The organism is Vibrio sp. M60_M70, assembly GCF_037162085.1.
Lineage (GTDB): Bacteria > Pseudomonadota > Gammaproteobacteria > Enterobacterales > Vibrionaceae > Vibrio > Vibrio diabolicus.
The window spans coordinates 411,916-434,764 of record NZ_JARLUL010000002.1 but is presented as its reverse complement, the minus strand read 5'-3'; the positions used below and the strand labels follow the sequence as shown (position 1 = coordinate 434,764).

At 45.3% G+C, this 22,849-nt stretch carries 26 protein-coding genes and 2 pseudogenes; 19 read left to right on the top strand and 9 right to left on the bottom strand.

Features of this window, described 5'->3' with window-relative positions:
• Nucleotides 1-6: 6 nt before the first annotated feature.
• Nucleotides 7-777 carry an EAL domain-containing protein gene (locus P4S59_RS17740; protein ID WP_046875750.1) on the top strand — a complete coding sequence of 257 codons (771 nt, stop codon included), beginning with the start codon at nucleotides 7-9 and terminating at the stop codon, nucleotides 775-777.
• 304 nt (nucleotides 778-1,081) lie between these two features.
• Nucleotides 1,082-1,936, top strand: a complete 855-nt coding sequence (gene lafA / locus P4S59_RS17735; RefSeq protein ID WP_053807553.1) for a lateral flagellin LafA — start codon at nucleotides 1,082-1,084, stop codon at nucleotides 1,934-1,936.
• Nucleotides 1,937-1,995: 59 nt separating this feature from the next.
• On the opposite strand, the pseudogene P4S59_RS17730 reads toward lafA, so the two are convergent.
• Nucleotides 1,996-2,284: pseudogene (locus P4S59_RS17730) on the bottom strand (hypothetical protein).
• Between the two features lie 413 nt (nucleotides 2,285-2,697).
• On the opposite strand from P4S59_RS17730, the gene fliD reads away from it, so the two are divergent.
• The 9 genes from fliD (at nucleotide 2,698) to P4S59_RS17685 (ending at nucleotide 9,299) form a co-directional block, all read left to right on the top strand.
• Entirely contained in the window at nucleotides 2,698-4,035 is a 1,338-nt protein-coding gene (gene fliD / locus P4S59_RS17725; protein WP_104970451.1) for a flagellar filament capping protein FliD, read from the top strand.
• Nucleotides 4,036-4,054: 19 nt separating this feature from the next.
• Nucleotides 4,055-4,441 (top strand): flagellar export chaperone FliS, encoded by a 387-nt coding sequence (fliS, locus tag P4S59_RS17720; RefSeq protein WP_005375014.1) that lies wholly within the window; start codon nucleotides 4,055-4,057, stop codon nucleotides 4,439-4,441.
• A complete protein-coding gene (locus P4S59_RS17715; protein ID WP_005398525.1) occupies nucleotides 4,425-4,745 on the top strand; it encodes a hypothetical protein in 321 nt (106 codons plus the stop codon). Before fliS ends, P4S59_RS17715 begins: the two co-directional genes overlap by 17 nt.
• Entirely contained in the window at nucleotides 4,742-5,815 is a 1,074-nt protein-coding gene (locus tag P4S59_RS17710; protein ID WP_167427771.1) for a flagellar hook-length control protein FliK, read from the top strand. The genes P4S59_RS17715 and P4S59_RS17710 overlap by 4 nt, the downstream gene beginning before the upstream one ends.
• A 22-nt stretch (nucleotides 5,816-5,837) precedes the next feature.
• Complete coding sequence (locus P4S59_RS17705; protein ID WP_005398533.1) at nucleotides 5,838-6,338, top strand: flagellar basal body-associated FliL family protein; 501 nt, start codon at nucleotides 5,838-5,840, stop codon at nucleotides 6,336-6,338.
• A 12-nt stretch (nucleotides 6,339-6,350) separates the two neighbouring features.
• Nucleotides 6,351-7,079 carry a FliA/WhiG family RNA polymerase sigma factor gene (locus P4S59_RS17700; RefSeq protein ID WP_005396579.1) on the top strand — a complete coding sequence of 243 codons (729 nt, stop codon included), beginning with the start codon at nucleotides 6,351-6,353 and terminating at the stop codon, nucleotides 7,077-7,079.
• A gap of 10 nt (nucleotides 7,080-7,089) precedes the next feature.
• The gene (gene motA, locus P4S59_RS17695; RefSeq protein ID WP_005396580.1) at nucleotides 7,090-7,947 is read left to right on the top strand and encodes a flagellar motor stator protein MotA; all 858 of its coding nucleotides are present in this window, start codon (nucleotides 7,090-7,092) and stop codon (nucleotides 7,945-7,947) included.
• Nucleotides 7,947-8,939: a flagellar motor protein MotB gene (locus P4S59_RS17690; RefSeq protein ID WP_005396581.1), complete on the top strand. Its 993-nt coding sequence runs from the start codon at nucleotides 7,947-7,949 to the stop codon at nucleotides 8,937-8,939. Before motA ends, P4S59_RS17690 begins: the two co-directional genes overlap by 1 nt.
• A 78-nt stretch (nucleotides 8,940-9,017) precedes the next feature.
• Nucleotides 9,018-9,299, top strand: coding sequence for a hypothetical protein (locus tag P4S59_RS17685; RefSeq protein ID WP_337168782.1), 282 nt, complete (start codon nucleotides 9,018-9,020; stop codon nucleotides 9,297-9,299).
• Nucleotide 9,300: 1 nt separating this feature from the next.
• Here P4S59_RS17685 and P4S59_RS17680 read toward each other — a convergent pair whose 3' ends face one another.
• From P4S59_RS17680 to P4S59_RS17665, 4 genes are all read right to left on the bottom strand, one after another.
• Complete coding sequence (locus P4S59_RS17680; protein WP_054866829.1) at nucleotides 9,301-9,519, bottom strand: DUF6500 family protein; 219 nt, start codon at nucleotides 9,517-9,519, stop codon at nucleotides 9,301-9,303.
• 10 nt (nucleotides 9,520-9,529) lie between these two features.
• Nucleotides 9,530-9,907 (bottom strand): PH domain-containing protein, encoded by a 378-nt coding sequence (locus P4S59_RS17675; protein ID WP_145533813.1) that lies wholly within the window; start codon nucleotides 9,905-9,907, stop codon nucleotides 9,530-9,532.
• 117 nt (nucleotides 9,908-10,024) lie between these two features.
• Nucleotides 10,025-10,240 (bottom strand): TIGR02450 family Trp-rich protein, encoded by a 216-nt coding sequence (locus P4S59_RS17670; protein WP_337168781.1) that lies wholly within the window; start codon nucleotides 10,238-10,240, stop codon nucleotides 10,025-10,027.
• Between the two features lie 139 nt (nucleotides 10,241-10,379).
• A complete protein-coding gene (locus P4S59_RS17665) occupies nucleotides 10,380-10,853 on the bottom strand; it encodes an HPP family protein (RefSeq protein ID WP_005462762.1) in 474 nt (157 codons plus the stop codon).
• A 98-nt stretch (nucleotides 10,854-10,951) separates the two neighbouring features.
• Between P4S59_RS17665 and P4S59_RS17660 the strand changes: the two genes are divergently transcribed.
• The 4 genes from P4S59_RS17660 to P4S59_RS17645 all read left to right on the top strand — a co-directional run bounded on the left by P4S59_RS17660 (nucleotide 10,952) and on the right by P4S59_RS17645 (nucleotide 14,346).
• Nucleotides 10,952-11,497: a TetR/AcrR family transcriptional regulator gene (locus P4S59_RS17660; protein ID WP_046875741.1), complete on the top strand. Its 546-nt coding sequence runs from the start codon at nucleotides 10,952-10,954 to the stop codon at nucleotides 11,495-11,497.
• A gap of 100 nt (nucleotides 11,498-11,597) precedes the next feature.
• Nucleotides 11,598-12,071 (top strand): MerR family transcriptional regulator, encoded by a 474-nt coding sequence (locus P4S59_RS17655; protein WP_254662720.1) that lies wholly within the window; start codon nucleotides 11,598-11,600, stop codon nucleotides 12,069-12,071.
• A 223-nt stretch (nucleotides 12,072-12,294) separates the two neighbouring features.
• Nucleotides 12,295-13,239, top strand: a complete 945-nt coding sequence (locus P4S59_RS17650; RefSeq protein ID WP_337168780.1) for an SDR family oxidoreductase — start codon at nucleotides 12,295-12,297, stop codon at nucleotides 13,237-13,239.
• Nucleotides 13,240-13,263: 24 nt separating this feature from the next.
• Nucleotides 13,264-14,346, top strand: a complete 1,083-nt coding sequence (locus P4S59_RS17645; protein WP_337168779.1) for a saccharopine dehydrogenase family protein — start codon at nucleotides 13,264-13,266, stop codon at nucleotides 14,344-14,346.
• Between the two features lie 49 nt (nucleotides 14,347-14,395).
• On the opposite strand, the gene P4S59_RS17640 is transcribed toward P4S59_RS17645, so the two are convergent.
• Nucleotides 14,396-16,819 carry a formate C-acetyltransferase/glycerol dehydratase family glycyl radical enzyme gene (locus P4S59_RS17640; protein ID WP_337168778.1) on the bottom strand — a complete coding sequence of 808 codons (2,424 nt, stop codon included), beginning with the start codon at nucleotides 16,817-16,819 and terminating at the stop codon, nucleotides 14,396-14,398.
• A gap of 2 nt (nucleotides 16,820-16,821) precedes the next feature.
• Nucleotides 16,822-17,751 carry a glycyl-radical enzyme activating protein gene (locus P4S59_RS17635; protein WP_337168777.1) on the bottom strand — a complete coding sequence of 310 codons (930 nt, stop codon included), beginning with the start codon at nucleotides 17,749-17,751 and terminating at the stop codon, nucleotides 16,822-16,824.
• Between the two features lie 208 nt (nucleotides 17,752-17,959).
• Here P4S59_RS17635 and P4S59_RS17630 point away from each other — a divergent pair, with 208 nt between their 5' ends.
• Both P4S59_RS17630 and P4S59_RS17625 read left to right on the top strand, forming a co-directional pair.
• Complete coding sequence (locus P4S59_RS17630; RefSeq protein ID WP_025515279.1) at nucleotides 17,960-18,634, top strand: fructose-6-phosphate aldolase; 675 nt, start codon at nucleotides 17,960-17,962, stop codon at nucleotides 18,632-18,634.
• 343 nt (nucleotides 18,635-18,977) lie between these two features.
• Entirely contained in the window at nucleotides 18,978-19,490 is a 513-nt protein-coding gene (locus tag P4S59_RS17625; protein ID WP_005484189.1) for a DUF2799 domain-containing protein, read from the top strand.
• Between the two features lie 10 nt (nucleotides 19,491-19,500).
• Here P4S59_RS17625 and P4S59_RS17620 read toward each other — a convergent pair whose 3' ends face one another.
• Together P4S59_RS17620 and P4S59_RS17615 are read right to left on the bottom strand one after the other, a co-directional pair.
• Nucleotides 19,501-19,956, bottom strand: coding sequence for a GNAT family N-acetyltransferase (locus P4S59_RS17620; protein WP_337168776.1), 456 nt, complete (start codon nucleotides 19,954-19,956; stop codon nucleotides 19,501-19,503).
• A 25-nt stretch (nucleotides 19,957-19,981) separates the two neighbouring features.
• Nucleotides 19,982-20,451, bottom strand: a pseudogene (locus P4S59_RS17615) (GNAT family N-acetyltransferase).
• 132 nt (nucleotides 20,452-20,583) lie between these two features.
• Here P4S59_RS17615 and P4S59_RS17610 point away from each other — a divergent pair.
• Both P4S59_RS17610 and yidZ read left to right on the top strand, forming a co-directional pair.
• Nucleotides 20,584-21,774 (top strand): MFS transporter, encoded by a 1,191-nt coding sequence (locus P4S59_RS17610; protein ID WP_337168775.1) that lies wholly within the window; start codon nucleotides 20,584-20,586, stop codon nucleotides 21,772-21,774.
• Nucleotides 21,749-22,717 (top strand): HTH-type transcriptional regulator YidZ, encoded by a 969-nt coding sequence (gene yidZ / locus P4S59_RS17605; protein ID WP_337168774.1) that lies wholly within the window; start codon nucleotides 21,749-21,751, stop codon nucleotides 22,715-22,717. The genes P4S59_RS17610 and yidZ overlap by 26 nt, the downstream gene beginning before the upstream one ends.
• Nucleotides 22,718-22,849: the final 132 nt, after the last annotated feature.

The window sequence follows — 22,849 nt, the reverse complement described above, 5'->3', positions numbered from 1 at the left end:
CATGCGATGTACGAACATTTGGTTGGTCTCGCAGTACAACATATCGTCACGGATGACGATCAATTAGTATTTGATGCTTTAAAGCACAATGACATTCAACACGCGTGCCAAGCCATTCGCGAGACTCAATCAGGCGAGGTAGAATTCCAACACCTGACGTTGAGATTTGGCACGCGTGGCGAACAAAGCGTCTATCAATTCGAACTCTCTGAACAAATGCAGTACTGTCTAGATTTGTTCAGCCTTTATCTCGCATTGCGACAAACACAGTTTCAGCTAGAAGCCTTTCACCCCGACTTAATCAGTAACGTCGTCGTGCCGATAAGAATTGACGCATTACTATGGGAACCAGGCATATACTTTCTCGAACAGATGATTCAGTTTCACTCTTCCGCTTTTCAACATGTGATTCCTTCTCTTCAAGCAGACAAAACGCTATGCGCCTATGATAAAGTCTCAGCGCTGATAGAGAAGTTAAGAGAAAACGCCTACTCACTTTGGTTTGAAGTCGCGACATCACAAGTGAACTTCGAACGAGTCGCTGACTTTAGTCCCGATATGATCAAACTATCAGTCACGTTAGAGGATAAAGAAGAAAGACATGCTTTCCTACCGATTGCTAAGTTCTTAAGAAAGCACAAATACCCTTGGGTAGCCGGGCGGGTAGCGAGCCAAACAGAGCTAAACCGCTATCGCTTGTTAGGGGCCAATTATTACTTTGGTTATTTCAGTGACATCCCGACCTCCCTCTCTTTTCAATCTTTTGGTGAGGAATGACAGAATCCTAACTATTAATCTTTATAAAACAGCGCGAATTATTCGCGCTGTTTTTTTATTTATAACGAAGAACGACAATATTGATAGATGACTGCTTCCCTGATTAAGTCAGGCTTATTCAGGTTATTTGATGTTATATCTGTATTTTCATGGAATACAAGTCACTAAAAATCATCAATTTTGATCTTTTTTAGGAATTTTTTAATTTTCAAATTAATCATTAAAGCTGACCGACCGCCTCTAGTTAGTGACTAGGGAATATCCCGAGGCCTGAAAGATATAGTGACTAACTAAGGAGACTAAGATGGCTTTATCAATGCACACTAACTACGCATCGCTTGTAACTCAAAACACTCTGAACAACACAAGCGGTCTTCTAAACACCGCAATGGAACGTCTAAGCACAGGCTACCGTGTAAACTCAGCTGCAGATGACGCTGCTGGTCTTCAAATTGCTAACCGTCTAGAAGCACAAACGCGTGGTATGTCAGTAGCAATGCGTAACGCTCAAGACGGCATCTCTATGATGCAAACAGCTGAAGGCGCAATGGATGAGATGACTAACATCACATACCGTATGAACGACCTAGCAACACAGTCTTTGAACGGTTCAAACAGCGATAAAGACCGCGCGGCAATGGACGCAGAATTTAAACAGCTTACAGCTGAACTAAAGAACATCGTGGACAACACCTCTTTTGGTGGCCAAAAACTACTAGCAACTGGTGGTGGTTTTGAAGCTGGTGCAGTTACCTTCCAAATCGGTGCTTCTTCTGCTGAAACTCTAGATGTTGACGCATCTGCAAGCATCCAGAAAGTTGCAGCGACTCTTGCTGACGCAGCAATCACAGACGGTATCGGTGATACAACTAAAGCGAAAGCAGCTCTTGATAAAATCAGTGGCGCAGCTGGTCTAGTGGAAGATATCGGTGCTACTCGTGCTCAATTTGGTGCGAACATCAACCGTCTTGAGCACACTATGACTAACCTGGGTAACATGGTTGAGAATACTTCTGCTGCTAAAGGCCGTATCATGGACGCAGATTTCGCTGTAGAATCTTCAAACATGACTAAGAACCAAATGCTAATGCAAGCTGGTACGACAGTTCTGTCTCAAACTAACCAGCTACCTGGTATGGCAATGTCTCTACTTCGTTAATAACGAACTAGAAATAAAATATACCAAAATAAAAAGCCTCCCTATGGGAGGCTTTTTTATCACCTGCGAATATAAATATAGCTTTTATTCCCACGTTGCTCTTCCGGTACTCTAAAACCTATTTTCCGCATTATATTATGAAGCACTTTATTAAATAGCTCCAACTCAACTGTCTCGCTTCCCTGTCCTTGCTGATATGTTTTCAACTCAGGGAACTTGGATATCGCTTCTTGTAGCGATACTTGCTAGTTCATCTGAATTAATATTTTGTTTGCTCAGTAACTTAGCACTAATAAACGTTTCGTAAGATCGAGCACATTTCATCAGCCGCAAAACAAATTCATTCATTTCTGCCGTTCTTATCTAAGTGTAAAACTAACGTTGGAAAAATATCTTCAAACACCAAATACATACCAAGTTAAAGATACCAAAAAGCGACATCCCACTATGTAGGAATAGTCCCAATAAAATAGCAGGAAGAACCTAAAATACCGCACTATTGATAGTTTACTTAAACTCCCTCCCCCTAAAGTGGATTAAATAATTTAGTTTTTTAGTCGCCTTGTCTTATAAGGAAACACTAGATGTTTTCTAGAGGAAGGCGGAACACACTAGGTGGAAAATCTACTTCCTCTCAAATCCAAATAACATCGTAAGTTTATGTTTTAAAAGCTCATTTTAATTGGGCACGTATCTTGCGATAAGACATATATTCCAGGCATAGAGTTACGCCAATTACCGATGAGAGAGGGAATAAGCTCGTGAGTTCATTAGATCCAATATCCATGGCAACTAAGTTGGCTACGTACGACGTTCAACCATTTAAACAGCGCTATCAGCTACAAGCCGATAAATACCAATCTCAGTTATCTGCCTTGGGCAAAGTTGAAAGTGCAATGCGTGAGTTCCGAACTGCTCTCAAAGAGATGAACAGCAGTACTAGCAGCATCATTAAAAACTCAACAAGCATTTCTCAAGAAGGTTACTTTACAGCTAATGCTGACGCAAAAGCGCTATCCGGTAGCTACCAGATTTTCGTTGAACAAGTTGCAACATCACATCAAGTCTCTACAGGCATGCCTGCAGACCTTGACGCCACTACAGAGGTTCCGACTTCAGGAACTCTCGAATTCACCATCAACGGTGAAACGATGACACTTGATCTATCAACAGTCGATACCGACGGTGATGGTACAGCAACAATAAGTGACTTAGCGACTGCAATTAATAACGACAGCGATAACCCAGGTGTAAATGCAACCTTAGTGCGCTCAAACGGCCAGACTCACTTTATGCTTTCAAGCACTGAAACTGGTGTTGCTAACCAAATCAACGTATCAGCGTCTGGTACTGGCCAAGCCTGGTTTGAAGATGCATTCACAAACCTCAATCAGATAAGTGCTCCACAGGATGCTGTGATTTGGTTAGGAGCAGAAGGAACTGGGCTAAAACTAACAAACTCAAGCAATACGTTTGAAGGTGTTATCGATGGCGTAGATATTACCGTTACCAAGGCTCAAACCTCAGGAGAAACCGCTATTGGTTTAGGTATCGGAGCTGACGACGAAGCAACAAAAGAGCAGCTCAATAAGTTCGTAGAAGCCTACAACACATTGATATCTGCGATTGATGAGCACACGCAAATCGGCGGCGAAGATAAAAAGCGAGGCGCTTTGGCCAGCGATCCAACTATGCGTTCGATTGAAAGCCAGTTAACCAGCCTGGTTCGAGGTGAGCACGGCGGCATGCGCTTGAGCGAAATCGGTGTGACATTGGACCGCAATGGCAAAATGAAAGTGGACCAAGAAAAGTTTGCCGAGGCACAAAAAAACAACGGTGCGGGCTTGGAAGCGATGTTCAATGGCGACGGCGCTTTGCTCGACTCTATTGATGCTATGGTCGAACCATTCCTCAAATTCTCTTCTGGAGCGTTCAAATCTCGTAAAGAATCGCTACAAGCAAACATTGATCGCATCTCAGATAAACAAACTACTTTAGAGCGTAAATACGACATGTCGTACAAGCGTTACCTAAAACAGTTCACTCAAATGAATACATTAATGACCCAAATGAACCAAACCATGTCAATGTTTGGCTAAGGCTTTAGGAGAATATCTCATGCTTATGGACTCTGGCTATGACTCGTACCAACAAGTCGATCTCGACGCGCAAGCGGCAGCAGCAAACCCACACCAATTAGTCATTATGTTGATCGATGGCTTACTTGATGAAGTTGAACGTATTCGTGGCCATTTGGCTGCGAATCGCTTGGCTGAGAAAGGTAACGGAATCAACAAATGCATGAACATCTTGATTGGGCTCACAAGCGCTCTAGATGATGAGAATGGTGGCGAAATTGCTGAAAACTTACGCCAGCTGTATGACTTCTGCCAAGTTGAGCTTTATTACGCCAGCGTGCAGAACGATGCGAATCGCTTGGTTAATGTCGAGCGTGTAATGGGTAACATTCGTGAAGGTTGGATGAATTTTGGACAACAAGCATAAAGTGTCGCCAGAGCGATTTCGTCATTTATCTCAGCTCATCCAATTCGCTACAAAAACAGCAGATTGGCATGCGCTTAAGCGCTATGACTTGCAGTTGCGAGAGCTATTGATCAGTCACAAACCTTTTTTGAAGGATCCTAAGCTTGCACCTGAAATTCAACGTGCCAAAACCGTTCATGCTGATGCATTCGCTAGATTAGAAAAGTCGAAGAACGAGTTAGAAAAAGAGATGAACATGGTCAATGACCATCAAGAGCGCGCTATGGCCTATCAATTAGCGATGACCATGGAGCTAACTCAATGATCGTATCTCCTTCAACTCAAATATCCGGCAATGCATCACCTAGCCATGAAGGCAACATAAAACAAGCAAGAGCTGTACACGGTTTTTCTCATAACCCTATGTCTGAGCATAGCCAGTATGACGGCCAAGGTTTCGCCTCAGCTTCAACCGTGCCGAGTTTTCATCTTACCGCTCCAGCTTTGGACAGCGAAGAAAAGGCGTATGATCGTGGTTCGGATACTGACGAACACTCGGCTTCTGAAGCAGATGCTCACCTGACAAGTACACTGGGTTCAACAGAATCACCTGATCTTGCTATGCAAGCTCAGGCTCTAACCCAGAGTATGCTCACTATGGCCGAAAAGCAGCCGGGTCAGTTCGGAAAAACTCCGCCTTTAGCGGTAGCTAACGACGTTAAGTCTGCAACACAAGACTCAAATAACGCCTTGCTAAACACCTCTCCAAAGCAACAAGAGGTGCAACAAAGCCAACCGATGTCATCGAACTCGCGTCTATCAATCTCCAGTGCCGACTTTCAGACCCTATTGAGTCAACCAGCTCAAGGGCAACCAACGGCCTCACCACTCCAAGGACAAACACCAACGCCACAAGCCCCGAACACCGCCGTTGCCACGAGTCATATTCAAACTCAAGGCTCTGAGTGGGCGGCTGTGCGCGTTGACACCAGTGCTGGAAAATGGGGAGAGCAAATGATGCAAGTTCTGCATGACCGTGTGACTCTTCAAGCGCAACAAAATGTACAAGAAGCCAAAATCCGCCTCGACCCACCGGATTTAGGTAAGCTGGATTTACTTGTACGTGTTGAAGGCGACCGACTAAGCGTGCACATCAATGCCAATGCAGCCGCAACACGAGAAGCTTTAATGCAAGTGTCTGAGCGTCTACGCACAGAACTGCAAGAGCAGAACTTCGTCCATGTCGATGTCAACGTGGGCTCTGATCAAAGCCAGAGTCGCAATGACCAACATACAAATGAAGAAGACGCCACTATTTTCGCAGCACGAGAATCTGGTGCATTCCAAACCACAACAACAAATTATTCAGAACACTGGCTGAACACTCAAGCCTAGTTAATCCTCGAGGAAAAAGGTTATGACCAAACAACAAATGATCGCCCTGTTTATCGCCATGATCATCACCAGCGCCCTCGTTTCGGCCGCCACGATTATGGGCGGAATCTGGTACTTAAACAAACACGCTCAAGAGTCACCTGACTCTGGTTCCTTGATCGATGATTCTCCATTGTCATTTTTAGTCACAGAAGAACCGACAAGCAAAGGTCCTAGCTTCCATCCTTTAGACAAAGTCGTTTTAACCGTAAAAGGTAAAAAGCAAACTCACTTTGTCATGCTAGAACTAGCAATTGAAACACGCCGTCCTGAGCGTATCAAAGACATTGATGAATACATGCCAATGGTACAAAACTCATTATTAAAATTGTTTAGCGACAAAACATTTGATGAGTTACAGCAAGCGGGTGCCATTGATATTCTGCAAAACGAAGTAAAACAAACGCTTTTACTGGCTTTTGCTAAGACAGACATCGTTCGCGAAATAGACGATGTTTTGTTGACTAAATATGTTGTGCAATAACGGAGCACAACCATGTTAGACATGAATATACAAGACACCTATACCACAGAAGAGGAAGTGACGACGCCATCACGTCCAATTGACGAAAATGCACTACTGCAACGTCATCAAGTTATGGTGAAACGCGTCGTTAACCAGCTACGTGTTCATGCCACTTCTCACTGTAGTATTGAAGATATGCAGCAAATTGGCCTTATCGCTCTAGTTGAAGCTGGACGCCGATACGGCGATGTTGACGATCCTCATTTCCCTGCCTTTGCCGTGTGTCGCGTTCGAGGTGCAATTTTAGACGAATTACGCCGGCTAGATTGGCGCTCACGTAAAACTCGCCAGCAGGCTCACGAACTCAATGACGTGACTCGAGATCTCACACGCTCTTTAGGTCGGATGCCCACGGATGCAGAAATCATCCAAGCCTTGGGGACGAATGAGCAGGACTATTACAACCGCCAAAATGCCGCCCTTGCGGGAGAGATGCAAAGCCTTGACCAACTAATGGAAAGCAGTGGTGATAGTTATATTGGCGGGCAATATGATGGCATGGAACATGAGCATATTCGTCGCAGTTTAGATAGCGCTTTAGGCAAATTGCCGAAGCGTGATCAATTGCTGCTTACTCTGTTCTATCAACATGAACTCAACTTACACGAAATAGCTCTGGTATTGGATCTGACACCACCTCGTATATGTCAGCTTCACAAACAAGCGCTGAAACAACTCAACCAATTAATGTCCTCTTAGGAGTCACAAGATGCAAAAGTTTTTTGGAGTCCTCACTATCCTGGTGTGCGTCTTCGGTGGATACATGTGGGCCGGCGGTAACTTAGGCGCTATCTGGCAACCAGCCGAATTCCTTATCATCATTGGCGCTGCTGCTGGTTCTTTGATCATCGGTAACCCACCTCACGTACTGAAAGAAATGCGTCGCCAAGTGCCTGCGACCATTAAAGGTCCAACAGAAGAGCATGAGTACTACATGGAATTAATGGCGCTACTCAATAACTTGCTTGAGACAGCGCGCAACCGTGGTTATAAGTTTCTTGACTCTCACATTGAGTCGCCAGAACAGAGCTCTATGTTTCTCGCTTACCCGACGATTGCTGAGGATCATCGCCTAATTTCTTTCATTACTGATAATTTACGTTTAATGGCAATGGGACAAATGTCGCCTCATGAATTAGAGGGACTGCTAGAGCAAGAAATTGAAGCTATCCAAAACGAAATGCTTTTGCCTTCACGCTCATTACAGCGTACAGCAGAAGCACTACCTGGCTTCGGTATTCTTGCAGCAGTTGGTGGCATCATTATCACCATGCAGGCCATTGATGGCTCAATCGCGATGATTGGTTATCACGTTGCAGCAGCTCTCGTAGGTACATTCATTGGTATTTTCGGTTGTTACTGTGGTTTAGACCCACTAAGTAACGCCATGGCTCAGCGAGTAAAACGTAATATGACTGCTTTTGAATGCGTACGCGCAACCTTGGTTGCCTACGTAGCGAAGAAGCCGACATTGCTCGCCATTGACGCTGGTCGTAAACATATTCAGCTAGACATCAAACCAACATTCAACCAAATGGAGAAGTGGTTAGCTGAACAGGAGGGATAATGCAAAAACAAGAGCATGTAGTGTTCAAACGTGCCAAAGCACACAGCCATGATGAACCTCATGGCGGCGCGTGGAAAGTCGCGTTTGCTGACTTCATGATCGCCCTAATGGCGCTGTTTCTTGTGCTTTGGGTTATGCAGGTGGTAGACAAAGAAGAGCGTAAAGCAATTGTCGCCCACTTACATAGCTCGAGCGTATTCGACAAGAGTTACGGTAATCCATTTGATACTTCACAAAGTATCTCTCCTATTGACTTGGCACAGGACTCTTCTGTGCCAAGTAAACACAATTCCAACCACGTGGTAAGCTCATACTTTCGAGGTGACGGCGATGGGCCAGAAATCGACTCGTTGATTCCTGGTAACTTCGATACTCAGGAGCAACTTGCAGCGTTGGCGAAAGTCATTGAACGAATGACCGCTCAGATTAACGCACAAGGAAATGTCAACGTCACCGTGACCCCACAAGGCCTACGTATCGTCCTTCAAGATGATTACAAACAGCATATGTTCAGTCGTGGTGGCGCAGAGCTGACCCCTTTCTTCGAAGACTTATTACTTGCACTTGCGCCTGTATTTCAGCGTGTGAACAACCCACTGATCATCAGCGGACATACGGATGCGATTCCATTTAAAAAACGCTTTGGTCGTCAATCAAACTGGGCGCTATCTGCATCTCGAGCTGATGTCGCAAGAAATACGCTGGTTGAAGGTGGCATGCCGGATGATCGAGTCATGCAGGTCACAGGCATGTCGGATAGAGCACTGCTTAACCCTGATGAACCAGATTCAAGCGAAAACCGCCGTATCGAGCTGTTCGTTTTAACGACGCCAGCAGCCAAAGTACTCGAAACTCTTTTTGGTAACCACCAAGAAAGTGAACTGCAAAAAGCGAAAGATAAAGCCGAATTTAACCAACCAGTCATTCGACAAGAAGTCATCAATTACTCGGGTGATACGGCCACCAACGAAGTAAATATTCAAGAATTATAACCTCAAAAGGTCACCTCGCCTGATGGTGACCTTTCTAACTGAAACCTCTGTTACTGTGACTTTTTAGTTGAGTTCTATATGCACATAACACCTTCCGAAAACAAAAAACGCGATCTGTTGAAGAAAGCCTTTTTATGGTTAATTGTCTTCGACTACCTTTTATTGGCGTTTTTCTTAACTCAGCTGTCCAGTTTAACGCTTAACAGTGGGACCATGATCAGTATGCTGCTCGTCGTCTACAACGTCTTACTCGTTTCTCTGTGCTTTCAAAGAACCAATAAACAGGACTCTTATATTATCTACCCTGTTTTATCCGCGACGTTGTTGGCATTTGTCTGCTTTCTTTATTTCTTTTTTTAATTTAGATACCAGACTCCACCATTGATTTGATTTTTACTGCTTTTTCGAAGTGGTCGAGCCGATGGGTCTGAATCCACCACGTAGCCGCCTCCATCAACTGTTCAGGATCATCATTTTTGTTGGCGAAAAACGCATAAAATGAGAGCCCAACCTGCTCACCTTTGCTTTCGATCTTTTTGTCACAGACCTCTATTATTTTGTCTCTCAATGAAGCTCTCATTTCTATTCCCTTACGCTAGTACATACTCACTAACCATACGGTTGAAAGAAATCAGATCAAACGAACCTTTAATTTCAAAACGTACTCTTCCCACCTCACTGATGAAGAACTCAATTTCACAATCTAAGTCAAAAGTACCAGACGTCTCGATAGAAAATGCATTGATCTTGCTATAAGGCAGCGACGTGTAATCCACTTTTGAGCCTGTAATCCCTTGCACATTCGCCGCAATCACTCGCTTGTTGGTAAACACCACTTGGTCGCGAACCGTTTTAAAGCCCGCAAATACCGACTCGCCATCAATAAGAAACTTGTGAAAATCTTCCCTAACTTTTGATACCTCAATGGGTTTAAGCTTAAACACTGATGAATTGTCGAAATCGATCATAGTCATTCCTTTTTAGTTGATAGCGAACAAACTCAACGTAGCAGATACACAGACCGTTGCCTATCAGCTAAGTACCATCTTTCGATTTCAAACCTAGGAAAAATTCAACAAAGTGCATTACTTCCAGCCCTGCCGCCATAGCTCTGGATCTTTCAGGTCTTGCCAGTTCATCTCTTGCTCACGTTTACTCATAACCGCCTCAATGACACATTTCACAACATTGCCTTCTTCATCCAGCTCCATTTCTGTTACGACAAAGTGCTTCTCTTTATTTTTAGATGACGTCGCCGTCCATTTGCTGTGCAATAACTTCTTGGGATGAATTTTATTCATAGTGGTATACCAATTTAACTAACATCTTTATGTATACGACTGAATACCAAGAGAGAATCAGATTTTATTTTTAAGCATCCACGCAAAGAAAAAGCCGCAAAAGAGGTCATCCCCTAATGCGGCCTTGCTTGCAACCCAATTAGGTCTTTTGACCGTTCAAACGAGGGTTTAAGTACTGACTCTGTAGCAACTGCAACGCCTTACCAACCAGCACAATCACCACCGCGCCAATCAATACGGGCGTGAACAAAAAACTCCACCCCTGCCCAGATGCCATGATCAAGATTGGATTTGCGCCCGCAGGTGGATGCGTTGTCTTCGTAATCAGCATTGCTGACACTCCTAACCCAGTCGCAATCGCGAGGGTGATTGGCGTGATCTCAACATATTGGCTAAACGCAATACCGATAGATGCCGTAATGAAGTGACCAATGATCACATTTTTTGGTTGAGCGAGAGGGCTGCTAGGCACCCCAAACACCAACACCGCCGTAGCACCAAATGGCGCCATGAGAAGTACAACCTCAGTAAGAGACACCTCGGCGTAAGACAACACACCAATAGCCAATGTCGCACCAAGCCCCGCGACCAACGATAAAATTAAATTATTCATAAACACCTCAAAGTAGACCGAATTGTCTACAAATTAAAATAGACAAACCTGTCTACCTTTGTCAATATGTGTTTGTAGAACTTTTTGAGGACGTAGTTATGAACAAAAAGAAACAGTTATTGATCGACACCGCGTTGTCGCTGTTTTACAAACAGGGCATCAACTCCATTGGCATCAATGAAGTCCTTAAAGTATCTGGCGTGGCTAAACGCACGCTGTACAGCCATTTTGAAAGCAAAGAAGCGCTCATCCTCGCCGCACTAGAACAACGCCACCAAATCTTCATGGCGTGGCTAGAGGAGAAACTATCACCAGCACAATCGAGCACGGACGTGATCGACCAGTTGTTTACCGCGCTTAACGGCTGGTTTCATGGTTCTGAGGAAAAATTGGGCGAGTTTCGCGGCTGTTTCTTCATCAACACGTCCGCCGAATTCAGTGACGACAGCGGCGAGATCGCAACGTATTGCCGCCACCATAAACAACAGGTTCGAGAGCTAATTCAACGCTATCTCAAATCAGACAACACATCATTACTCGATGCCATTTGCATCATGAAAGAAGGCGCCATTACCACCGCTTACATGACAAAAGAGTACGACGACGTCACAAAGAAATGCGTAGAAATTTTGCGTAAACTGTAACCGCAACTGTAAGAAAGCAAGCAACGAATCGACCGAGCTCCAAACTGGCAAGAATGTTCAGAAATGGTAAGGTAAGGTTATTTTATCAACCTAATGAGACATGCTTGATATGAAAATTGGCGAACTGGCACAAAAAACGGGCCTTGCTCCCTCGCGTATTCGATTTTACGAGCGCATCGGGCTGCTAAAAACCGTGACCCGTAAAGCCAACGGGTACCGTGAGTATCCGCAAGAAGCATTAATGATTCTGGACATGATCACAACGGGTCAGCAAGCTGGATTCAGTTTAGATGAACTAAGTGCGTTACTGCCATCCGACCTTTCTAACTGGGATCATCATCAGTTATTGACAACCTTGCAGCAAAAAGTCCAAGAGCTCGACGAGCTTGAGCGAAAAATCGCGCAGAGTAAAAGCAAGTTAAAAGAAGTACTTAAAGAGATTGAAGCTAAGCCAGATGACATGGACTGTGCAATGAATGCAAAACGCGTCATGTCTCAGCTTGGTCAAACGATTCTGACCAAAGAAAACCCTTCAAATAAAAATAAAGCCGTCACCAAAGCAAAGCAACGTTAACAAGCGAAGCTTTACTCTTGATGTTGAGTTAAAGATTCGCAAGTTCCCTACCTGCCACTAAATTGAGTTTGTCAAAACCATTCGCTCTTAGCTCAGGTCTGCCATCTCCTTATTTCTATATTCAATAAAAATTAATCTGATTTATCTTCAAAATGCGGGTTGACCTTAAACCTAACTTTAATCTTAGGATGAATATCAAAGCAACACAGCAGGAGATTGGTGAATGCAAACGATATTGGGTGCAAGTGGGCAAATTGGCCGTGAGCTGGCATTAAGCCTAAAACGAGACTTTACGAGCGACATCCGATTGGTGAGCCGCAATCCACATCGAGTCAACGAGACGGATCAACTGGTAAAAGCGGACTTGCTCGACGCGAAACAAACATCAGATGCCGTAAAAGGTTCTAGTATCGTTTACCTTACTGCAGGGCTACCAATGGATACCCAACTGTGGGTGGAACAGTGGCCAACAATGATACGTAATGTCATCGCCGCATGTAAAACTCATCAAGCAAAGCTTGTTTACTTTGATAATACCTACATGTACCCGCAAACGGATACACCTCAACAAGAAGATGCACCATTTCAGCCCAATGGAGAAAAAGGTCGAATTCGTGCGGTCATTACTGACATGCTGCTAGAATCGATGAATAAAGGAGAAATCGAAGCCGTTATCTGTCGCGCTCCGGAGTTTTACGGCCCGGGGAAAACGCAAAGCATCACTAATTCCGCCATTATCGATAATCTACTTAACCAAAAGAGCGCAAAAGTGTTTTTACGTGATGACACCAAACGCAGCTTAATTTATACGCCAGACGCAAGCCGAGCGATGTCGCTAATTGGGAATACGCCCGATGCTTACGGACAAACTTGGCACTTGCCTTGCGATGATCGTCGACTGACGTATCGGGAGTTTATCTCTGTTGCAGCAAAGGTTTTTAACGTTCAACCGAAATACAAAGTCATCAAGCGCTGGCAATTGTGGCTAGCTGGGCGATTTAATCAAACCATTCGAGATGCAGCCGAGCTTTTGCCTCGCTACGAATCTGACAACCTTTTTGTTTCGGATAAGTTTCAGACTCGTTTTCCAGATTTTCAAATCACCACATTCGAACAAGGCTTGACCACAATTCAACAAGAAAAAGCCAATGACCAGAAACCTCTTTAAGCAGGCATTGATAGGAGCTTTTTGATGAAAGATAACACACCGACATCATCCCCAGATCGTTGGATCATATACGGAGCCAATGGTTATACAGGCGAGCTGATTGCTAGAGAGGCCGTAAAACGGGGTCACCACCCAATCCTTGCAGGTAGAAGTTTAGAGAAAGTACAAAGCCTAGCGGCTGAACTAGGGCTGCAAAGTCTTGCTTTTTCTCTTGAGGATAAAAGCAGCGCGGTCCAACATATTTCGGGTTCCTCACTGGTATTAAACTGCGCAGGCCCCTTTTCTTCGACGGCAAAACCGATGATGAAAGCGTGCCTAGAATCAGGCGCACATTACCTCGATATTACAGGTGAGATCTCTGTATTTGAGTTTGCACAAACGCTGCAATCACAAGCAAAGGAAGCTAGTGTCGTATTGTGCTCTGGTGTTGGTTTTGATGTTATTCCAACGGATTGCATTGCAGCCACATTGAAAGCTGCGCTACCAGATGCAACCCACTTGTCTCTCGGTTTTGACTCTCGCTCTGGTTTTTCTCCGGGCACAGCGAAAACGTCTGTCGAAGGTTTGGCTCAAGGCGGAAAAGTGAGACTTAACGGAAAAATCACCACCGTTCCGCTAGCGTATAAAGTTCGTAACATTGATTTTGGTGACGGCGAAAAACTTGCGATGACCATTCCGTGGGGCGATGTTTCAACCGCCTATTACACCACGGGGATTCAGAATATTGATGTTTTTATTCCCGGATCGCCGAACATGATAAAAAACGCTAAACGAGCGAATTGGGTTCGCCCCCTTCTCGGCATAACCTGGGTACAAAACCTCATAAAAAGCCGTATTGAAAGAACCGTAAAAGGACCGAATGAGGAGCAAAGAAACCAATTACCCACATATGTGTGGGGTAAAGCAAGTAACAAACTCGGACAAAGCAAAACAGCACGAGTACAAACGGCCAATGGCTACAGCTTAACCGTAACGGGATCTCTGGCGATTGTAGAACACCTGCTACATACGAAGCATGAAGCCGGTGTATACACACCCTCTAAACTCATGGGCTCCAATTTTGTGTCGCAGCTTCCCGGTTCTAGTGACATAACCATTGAAGAGTAAACAAAAAGGCACTAATCGGTGCCTTCTGCATTAACAAGGGTTGAGACCATCACAACTCGTGTTCGGTACGGGCAATGATGTCATCCTGCGCGTCTGGTGACAGCGCGGTAAAGAAGGCTGAATAGCCCGCAACTCGTACGACAAGGTCACGATATTGCTCAGGGTTCTTCTTCGCTGCCAGTAAGGTTTCACGAGAGACGATGTTGTACTGCACGTGCCAACCTTTGTGGTGATTAAAGAAGGTGCGAATCAGCATTGAAAGCTTGAGCTTATCCCCTTCTGAAGCGACAGCCGCTGGGCTTAACTTCTGGTTAAGCAGCACGCCACCTAGGATTTTATTGGCTTGAATTTTACCGACTGAGTTATACACCGCCGTTGGTCCCAAACGGTCAGAGCCCGATGCTGGACTTGCGCCTTCCGCCAGTGGCGTTTTCGCTTTTCGACCATCTGGTGTTGCCATCGTGGATGCGCCAAATGGCACGTTGGCAGAGATGCTCGATGTTCCCGCGTAGTAGCCACCACCAATTGGCCCGCGCCCATGACGTGTGTTGACAAATTGCGCCAACTCATCGATATAAACTTGGTAAGCATCAGCCAGCAGTTGGTCGACATAATCGTCGTCATTGCCGTATTTTGGCGCGAAGTTGATTAAGCGTTGGCGAAGTTGTTCGTTCTCAATACCATCGAAGTCTTCTTCTAATGCTTTAGCCAGTTCCGTTTGGCTGATTTGTGCTTCTTCAAACACCAAATGTTTGATCGCCGCCAAACTGTTACCCAAATTGGCGATACCCACTTGCAGGCCAGATACCCAATCGTATTTCGCTCCGCCTTCTTTTACGGTTTTACCACGCGACAAACAGTCATCCACCAGCGATGAGCAGAAAATATCTTGCGCTTGCTGCTCAAGCACACTGTCGACTACGGTATCGATCTCTATCGATTTACGTGTGTAGTAGCGAATTTGCTTCGCCCAAGAAGCGGTGACTTGCTCAAAGCTCTCGAAGTTACCTTTTGCTAGCGACTTATCATGCGGCAAGAAGGCTTTGCCCGTCGTTGCATCCACACCTTCGTTAAGCGCAGCCAGTAAAATACGCGCAAAATTAATAAAGCTCATGCCCGTGCAACGGTAACCCCATTTGCCTGGAACAGCGGTTTCAATACAGCCAATAGACGCGTAGTTGTAAGCGTCTGCTTTCTCGACGCCTAGCTTGATGAACTCTGGAATGACGATTTCATCGTTGTTGAATGCAGGCATACCGAATCCGCATTTGATCACTTCAATACAGCCCATCAAGAACTCTTGATTCAGACCTTCATGATAGCGAACACTCAAGTTCGGTTGTGTGGAACGTAGCTGACCACAAGACTCTAAAATCGCCCAAGATAGCGGATTTACGGCGTCTTCAGGTTCTCCATTCTCATTCAGCTTTTGGCCACCGATACAGACATTTTGATACAGAGGAGAACCTGCCGATGCTTTTGAGTGCGCGCCAGAGCGAATCTTGTTTACTTCAAGCAATTTCAACCAACAGCTTTGCAATAACTCAAGGGCGAACGCTTTGTTCATCGCGCCACTTTCAAGATCACGCACGTAGTAGTCGTTTAGGAACTGGTCCATCCGACCGAATGAAACAGAGTGGCCATTCGATTCAATTTGCAACATCAACTGCACAAAATAGCTCAGTTGCAGAGCTTGCCAGAAGTTGGTTGGCGCATGGAAAGCCACATGACGACAGTTTTCTGCGATTGTCTCCAGTTCCGCTTTCCTCTCTGGTCGAGTTTCGTTTTGTGCCATTTCCAGAGCGAGATCGGCGTAACTCACCATGTGCTCCTGAATCGCAAGCAAGACAATTTCGACGGACTTATGAAACTGCTCTTTCTTCAACCCTTCATACGTCGACATGTCGTTATTAGCGCGATGCTGACGAACCTCATCCAGCAGACCGTTCATACCGATCTTCAGGATTTTTTCGTTATCCACCGCAAGGTGCGCGTCGCCCGAAGTCATGTTGCCCTCGGCTTTAATGATGGTGCTGGCTAGGATCTCTTGTTGCTCGTCGGTAAAAAGTCCATAACAGCGATCTTGAACCGTTTTACCGCGCCAGTATGGCGTAATGGCGTGAATGCTTTGTTTGTCTTCTTCACTTACCGCAAAACCAGCCCCAGGTCGGTCGGCCAGTTCGTCGATTTCCGCTTCAATCCAACGCACCGTGTATTCAGGGAAGATCGGCGCAGCGCGTACTTTGCTCGCTTGGTTGCCTACAATCAGCTCGTCGTGCTTAATCCAAATGGTGCGAGTGCGTAAGTGCTCTTGTAACGCCAACGCTCGTTGCACAATCACAGGTTTGTCTTCATTTGCCTGATACGCTCGAGTATAAGCCTCTGCGCGCTCAGTACAGATAGGCGGCGTTACGATGTTGACCAGTGCAGATTTGTGGGCTTTGATTCGCTCTGGAAGGGTATGTAGGTCCATGGTTAACCTCTAACAATCACGTTAAGTTGAGTATGTTCGCTTGCGTATTGCATTGCGTTTTCTAGCAGTTCTGGATTATTTAATAGTTTGTCAGAACACTCGTAAGGCATATCTAGCAAACGGTATTTATTGATGCCGAGGGTGTGATACGGCAGCAAGTGAAGTTCTTGACAGCTTTCTAATGAAGCAGCGAAATCAATGATCGCTTTGAGCTCATCAATGGTGTCATTGAAGCCCGGCACAACTGGCACGCGAATCACAATGCGTTTTGCAATCGGTGCCAATTTTCTAAAATTGTCTTTGATGCGTTTTAACGATCCCTTTGCCCAGCGGAGAAACTTTTCTTCGTCGGTGTGTTTAAGATCCGCTAACCAACAATCGATATACGGCGCGACTTTTTCTACGTTTTTCCACGGAACATGCATGCACGACTCCACTGCCGTAGACACATGGTTTTGATGCAAACGTTCGGCAAGTTCTGCCACAAGACTTGGCTGCATCAGCGGCTCGCCACCAGAAAACGTCACGCCACCTTGGCTTTGATCGTAGAAAGGCTTGTCTTTCATCAACACTTCAAACAGGTTGTCCGATTTCGCCGCTTCTCCACATATGCTGAGTGCTTGTGTTGGACATACGTTTCGCAGCGCAATGATCTGCGCTTCGCTCATGGCTTTTCGATTGATGATGATTTGATCATCAATGCGTCGGATACCATCGCTCGCCATGTCGCCGTTTACGGTTTGTTTATAAGCCGACACACAAAGCTGGCAGTCCGCCATACAACTGCGCTGATCAAACAGCAAAGAGTGCTTTGCACTGCGGCTTTCTGGGTTTTGGCACCAAGGACAGGACAAACTGCATCCCTTCAGAAACAGAATGGTGCGAATACCATCACCATCGTGGGTCGAGAACCTCTGAATATTGAAATACATTGCTGTCCGCCTCTTGGTTTGCTCTTCTACTTTTCACGCTTTTCTTAAAGCTTCATTTGATAATGAAATATTGGCACTTAACTTTCGATTTATGAAATTATTATAGTTTCAATTGAAATTTCAATTGATCAAAATCAAGATCTCGGCGGATTGTCAGATCTATAGTGATCCCATCATCAAAACGAAGATTTTGTATAAGGTAGAACCCATGATCGAACTCTATTTAGATACTGCTGACGTAGCAGAAGTAAAACGCTTTAACCAATGCCTACCTCTGAAAGGGGTAACCACAAATCCAAGTATTTTGGCGAAGTCAAAACAAGGCTTGAACCAAACCTTAGCTGGCATGCAAGAAGCGTTAGGGGGCACACCCCGTTTCCATGCTCAAGTGGTGAGCACAACTGTAGAAGGCATGGTAGAAGAAGCGCGCCAAATTCAAGAATTACCCTATGATATGGTCGTTAAAGTGCCAGCAACCGAAACGGGCTTAGCGGCAATTAAGTTAATGAAAAAAGAGGGAATTCAAGTACTCGCCACTGCTATTTACTCTGCTCAGCAAGGTTTCCTTGCGGCATTGTGTGGCGCTGACTATCTTGCGCCTTATGTGAACCGTATTGATGCGATGAACGGAAACGGTGTAGAAGTGGTCGCAGACCTGCAATTGCTACTGGATCAAAACCAACTGCCTGCAAAAATTTTGGCAGCGAGTTTTAAGAATACCCAACAAGCGATGGAAGTGATGAAGTTAGGTATTGAAGCGATCACCTTACCTGTCGATGTGGCCGCGCAGATGTTTTCTCATCCAGCAGTTCAGCCGGCTGTCGATCAATTTGACAAAGACTGGAAATCCACGTTTGGCAACAAACTTTCATTTGAAAGTTAAACATAAAATTATCGAAAGTCCCGTTCCTCCTCGATCGAGGGGCTTTTGATATGGGAACCTCTGAGAAAAAGTAACATTCGCGCAGGCAACTGTTTATAGATGCGGCTTACGAAGAGATTCCCACACCACTAATCTCGCCTCAACCTTCACGCAAACTACTCTATTCGTAACATCACTACTGACGAAAAACGCTCGTTCCACAAGCAAAAAATTTTTGCTTCAAGCCGACAAACTCACAATCTCAACGCATCAATAAGTCGGTAATTATTAATTTTATCTATTGGAAATGAACACTGTTCATTTATAATCAGCGAACCTAACGCAGTAACAAGGAATCCACTTCATGAAACGCATTGCGCTTCTCTTTGCCATGTTTGCATTACTTTCTGGTTGTAGCAGCATGTCGCCAGAACAATGCCAAACCGCAGATTGGTATCGCGTCGGCTACCAAGATGGCCGCTCAGGCAACAACCCAAACATTTTGTACGAATACATTAAAGACTGTCGCGAAGCAGGCGTAACGCCAAATCACGTTGAGTGGCAAGACGGTTTTGATAAAGGCACTATTCTTTACTGTTCGCCAGACAATGGTTACACGGTGGGTGTAGAAGGAAAAACCTACTATGGCGTTTGCTCTAACGATCTTTTCCTTAAAAACTATCAGTTAGGCCATCAAGAATATCAGCGTCAACAACGCATTAACGCGTTAGATGCGGAGATATCACGCCTTGATCATCAATTGGATGCAAACTTAGATAAAGACAACGCGAAGCGCATTAGAGAGAGAAGAAAACAACTGGCGCGTGAGCGTGCATCACTCATCTCGCCAGGAGCTAATTACTACTTTAACTTTTAGTTGCGACGGGCTACAACGCTAGGGTCATAAAGCGGCTATTTGGATCAGGTTGATAGTCGCCAAACGGCTCGCAGTACACGAAGCCATGTTTTTCATATAGGCGATGCGCAGGTTCAAAAAATGCCATCGACCCAGTTTCCAAACTTAGACGTTGTATCCCCTGATGTTTCGCTTGCTCAATCACGTGATTGAGTAAGCGGGATGCCACACCCTGTTTTCTCGCCGACGGCGTCGTACGCATCGATTTCAACTCTGCGTGACCATCTTCTAGTTGGCTCATTGCCACACATCCCAATAGCAGCTCACCATCCCAGCCCGTCCAAAACGTGATTGAAGGCAACTTCAACTTGCTTACATCTAACGCATGCACGCTCTCTGGTGGTGATGTAGCGTACATGTCCTGTAAATGCTCTTCCAACAACGCAAGCACCTGCGGCCGTTCTAAATCGTCAATTTCAATTCTCATATACCCATCCTTGGTGTTTTCCTAGTTAAAGCGGTTGTCTCATAATGTGCTGCGGTCCAACGGGGCCGCCGTGGTAAAGCTCATTGGTATCTTCAAACCCTGATTTTAAATAGCACTGATAAGCAGGTATGTTGCGGCAATTCACGGTGAGATAAAGCGCCTCAAACTCAGGATAATGGCGTTTGGCGAAATCGGCAAACTGTTGAATGGCTTGCTTGGCGAAGCCTTTGCCTTGATGACGGTGATCCACCAGCAAAGCACGTACGCCTAAACTGTTTTTAGGGCAAAAATCGTATTTCTCGCTGTAAGCTGCATCAAATAGAAAAAGCCAACCACGTCATCGTCTGCCAGAATCAGATGCGGAAGCTCTGTGGGTTCAAGACGTGTAAGCATTTCACCCACATCCGCGACCGTAAACTGCGATTGCTCTTCTAGCACGCTAAGTTCGCAAGTTTGTTCATGTCGCTCAGGCGAATACTTTTCAATGGTAATCATAATCTTCCTTGTTGTTTTTATGCTCAATTCATACAGGGTATGTCGTAAATAGAAATACCTAGTGTCGTATTTCCCACTCGCAGGCAAACGTTTAGCACTCTATTATCCTCGCCATTAGATAGAGAGGTTTCCATGTCCCGTTTTTTACTTTGTAGTTTTGCACTCGTTTTACTCTACCCTACTGCCATTGATTTGTATCTTGTTGGTTTGCCTCAAATTGCGTCAGATCTCAACGCCAGTGAATCTCAGTTGCATATTGCGTTTTCGATCTATTTAGCTGGCATGGCTACCACCATGTTATTCGCGGGGAAAATTGCAGACTCTGTGGGACGAAAGCCTGTTGCCGTCGTCGGCGCGATGATCTTCGTGCTCGCGTCTTTTCTCGGCGGGATGGCTGAGCAACCAAACGCTTTCTTGATTGCTCGCTTTTGCCAAGGCATCGGAGCTGGATCTTGCTATGTCGTCGCGTTCGCGATTTTACGCGACACGTTAGACGATGAACGCCGCGCGAAAGTATTGTCGATGCTCAATGGCATCACCTGTATCATTCCAGTGATCGCCCCCGTGATTGGTCACTTGATTATGCTGAAGTTTCCTTGGCCGAGTCTGTTTACCACAATGGCAGGAATGGGCATTCTCGTCAGTGTATTGGCCATTTTTGTTCTCAAGGAATCACTACCCAGCCAACAAGGTGAAGAGCAGACAGCGCCAGAGAGCCATCAAGAGACTTTCTTCGAGCGATTTTTTATCAGTAGGCTGATCATTACTGCACTTGGAGTGACCACCATTCTGACCTTTGTTAACGCTTCACCAATTGTCGTGATGAGCATGCTTGGTTTTGATCGCGGTGGCTATTCTTCCATCATGGCTGGGACTGCGACGATCAGTATGTTGATTTCGTTCTCGGCGCCATTGGCATTGGGGATTTTCAAGCAGCGTACCTTAATGATCACCTCTCAAGTATTGCTCGCTTGTGCAGGCATCGTGCTCAGTGCTGCCCATTTCCATGATGGACAACCTTTTTACTATGTATTCGGACTTGGGCTGATTTGCGCTGGCTTCGCTTGTGGCTTTGGCGTGGCCATGAGCCAAGCGCTCAGCCCATTCTCTCAACAAGCTGGCGTGGCAAGCTCACTACTGGGCATTGCTCAAGTTTGTAGTTCAGCGTTCTATATTTGGTTTATGGGTTTCATCGGCGTTAGTGCACTGAATATGTTGGTGTTTATCTTAGTGTTAGGTAGCGTAATCAGCCTTGCTCTAATACTATTGATTCCAAAGCCTGTTCACGATACCCATTATGAAGAAATCCCTAGCGCGACTTGATTTAAACTTACTATTCACTCTGCAATTATTGCTGCAAGAGCAAAGCGTCTCGAAAGCCTCGAAAAAGCTGAACGTTACGCCCTCTACCGTAAGTAAGTCGCTCAACAAACTTCGTCATTGGTTCGATGATCCTTTGTTTGTCAAAACACCTAAAGGTCTTGCGCCAACGCCTTTGGCACAAAGCATGGAGCAAGACCTTGCAGAATGGCTGCAAATTGGCAGCCAAATTGCAGAAAAACGCAGCGATATTACGCCTAAAGGAGTGCGTTTTGATATCACGATTGAGTCGCCATTGGTGCTCACGGTGCTGGACAGACTCATCGTCGCTATCCACCAGCGATACCCTGAAGCGAAAGTAAAAACCAGTAACTGGGATTACGATTCACTCGACGCCATCATTCGAGGCGAGGCAGATATCGGTTTTACCGGCCGAGAAAGTCACCCGAAATCGAAAGAGTCGTTGGATCTTCTGCCGTATTTCTTGGATTTTGAGATTCTATTTTATGACCTGCCGATGGTGTATTTGCATAAAGATCATCCGGCATTACAGCAAGAGTGGAATCTCGAGACCTTTCTGAGCTACCAACACATCAATATTGTTTGGGAGAAAAGTGAAACTTGGGCGTTGGATGAAGTGTTAACGGAACTAGGGCTACAGCGCTCTATCGGGCTGACGATGTCCAACTTTGAGCAATCCCTTTTTATGGCAGCGCAGCCCACGCATGACATGATCACCACCGCGCCGCACTATTGCAAAAGCTACACAGAAAAGCTGCATCTCGATTTGGTGTGCTTGCCAATTCCGTTAGACCAAACTCAACAAGACAAGTTACTGATTCCATTTACCATGATTTGGCATAAACGCAATGCGTACAATCCCAAATTGCTATGGTTGAAAAACACCATCAAGTCATTGTACGAACAACAATCCCTACCACAGTAACACTCAGGCTAAGGTCAGGTTTTCTTTGGTGATTTTTGCTGGTTTTCTCGCTCTGATAGCTATAACTAATCACTTTATCAACTAATGAAAAAGGTCGTTTGACGCTACACTCAATCCATATTTCTGCGTTAA

Coding starts and splice junctions, on each gene's coding strand:
- P4S59_RS17740 (WP_046875750.1), top strand. CDS start 7: ATGTACGAACATTTGGTTGGTCTCGCAGTACAACATATCGTCACGGAT.
- lafA (WP_053807553.1), top strand. CDS start 1,082: ATGGCTTTATCAATGCACACTAACTACGCATCGCTTGTAACTCAAAAC.
- fliS (WP_005375014.1), top strand. CDS start 4,055: ATGCTTATGGACTCTGGCTATGACTCGTACCAACAAGTCGATCTCGAC.
- P4S59_RS17710 (WP_167427771.1), top strand. CDS start 4,742: ATGATCGTATCTCCTTCAACTCAAATATCCGGCAATGCATCACCTAGC.
- P4S59_RS17705 (WP_005398533.1), top strand. CDS start 5,838: ATGACCAAACAACAAATGATCGCCCTGTTTATCGCCATGATCATCACC.
- P4S59_RS17700 (WP_005396579.1), top strand. CDS start 6,351: ATGTTAGACATGAATATACAAGACACCTATACCACAGAAGAGGAAGTG.
- motA (WP_005396580.1), top strand. CDS start 7,090: ATGCAAAAGTTTTTTGGAGTCCTCACTATCCTGGTGTGCGTCTTCGGT.
- P4S59_RS17690 (WP_005396581.1), top strand. CDS start 7,947: ATGCAAAAACAAGAGCATGTAGTGTTCAAACGTGCCAAAGCACACAGC.
- P4S59_RS17685 (WP_337168782.1), top strand. CDS start 9,018: ATGCACATAACACCTTCCGAAAACAAAAAACGCGATCTGTTGAAGAAA.
- P4S59_RS17680 (WP_054866829.1), bottom strand. CDS start 9,519: ATGAGAGCTTCATTGAGAGACAAAATAATAGAGGTCTGTGACAAAAAG.
- P4S59_RS17675 (WP_145533813.1), bottom strand. CDS start 9,907: ATGATCGATTTCGACAATTCATCAGTGTTTAAGCTTAAACCCATTGAG.
- P4S59_RS17670 (WP_337168781.1), bottom strand. CDS start 10,240: ATGAATAAAATTCATCCCAAGAAGTTATTGCACAGCAAATGGACGGCG.
- P4S59_RS17665 (WP_005462762.1), bottom strand. CDS start 10,853: ATGAATAATTTAATTTTATCGTTGGTCGCGGGGCTTGGTGCGACATTG.
- P4S59_RS17660 (WP_046875741.1), top strand. CDS start 10,952: ATGAACAAAAAGAAACAGTTATTGATCGACACCGCGTTGTCGCTGTTT.
- P4S59_RS17655 (WP_254662720.1), top strand. CDS start 11,598: ATGCTTGATATGAAAATTGGCGAACTGGCACAAAAAACGGGCCTTGCT.
- P4S59_RS17650 (WP_337168780.1), top strand. CDS start 12,295: ATGCAAACGATATTGGGTGCAAGTGGGCAAATTGGCCGTGAGCTGGCA.
- P4S59_RS17645 (WP_337168779.1), top strand. CDS start 13,264: ATGAAAGATAACACACCGACATCATCCCCAGATCGTTGGATCATATAC.
- P4S59_RS17640 (WP_337168778.1), bottom strand. CDS start 16,819: ATGGACCTACATACCCTTCCAGAGCGAATCAAAGCCCACAAATCTGCA.
- P4S59_RS17635 (WP_337168777.1), bottom strand. CDS start 17,751: ATGTATTTCAATATTCAGAGGTTCTCGACCCACGATGGTGATGGTATT.
- P4S59_RS17630 (WP_025515279.1), top strand. CDS start 17,960: ATGATCGAACTCTATTTAGATACTGCTGACGTAGCAGAAGTAAAACGC.
- P4S59_RS17625 (WP_005484189.1), top strand. CDS start 18,978: ATGAAACGCATTGCGCTTCTCTTTGCCATGTTTGCATTACTTTCTGGT.
- P4S59_RS17620 (WP_337168776.1), bottom strand. CDS start 19,956: ATGAGAATTGAAATTGACGATTTAGAACGGCCGCAGGTGCTTGCGTTG.
- P4S59_RS17610 (WP_337168775.1), top strand. CDS start 20,584: ATGTCCCGTTTTTTACTTTGTAGTTTTGCACTCGTTTTACTCTACCCT.
- yidZ (WP_337168774.1), top strand. CDS start 21,749: ATGAAGAAATCCCTAGCGCGACTTGATTTAAACTTACTATTCACTCTG.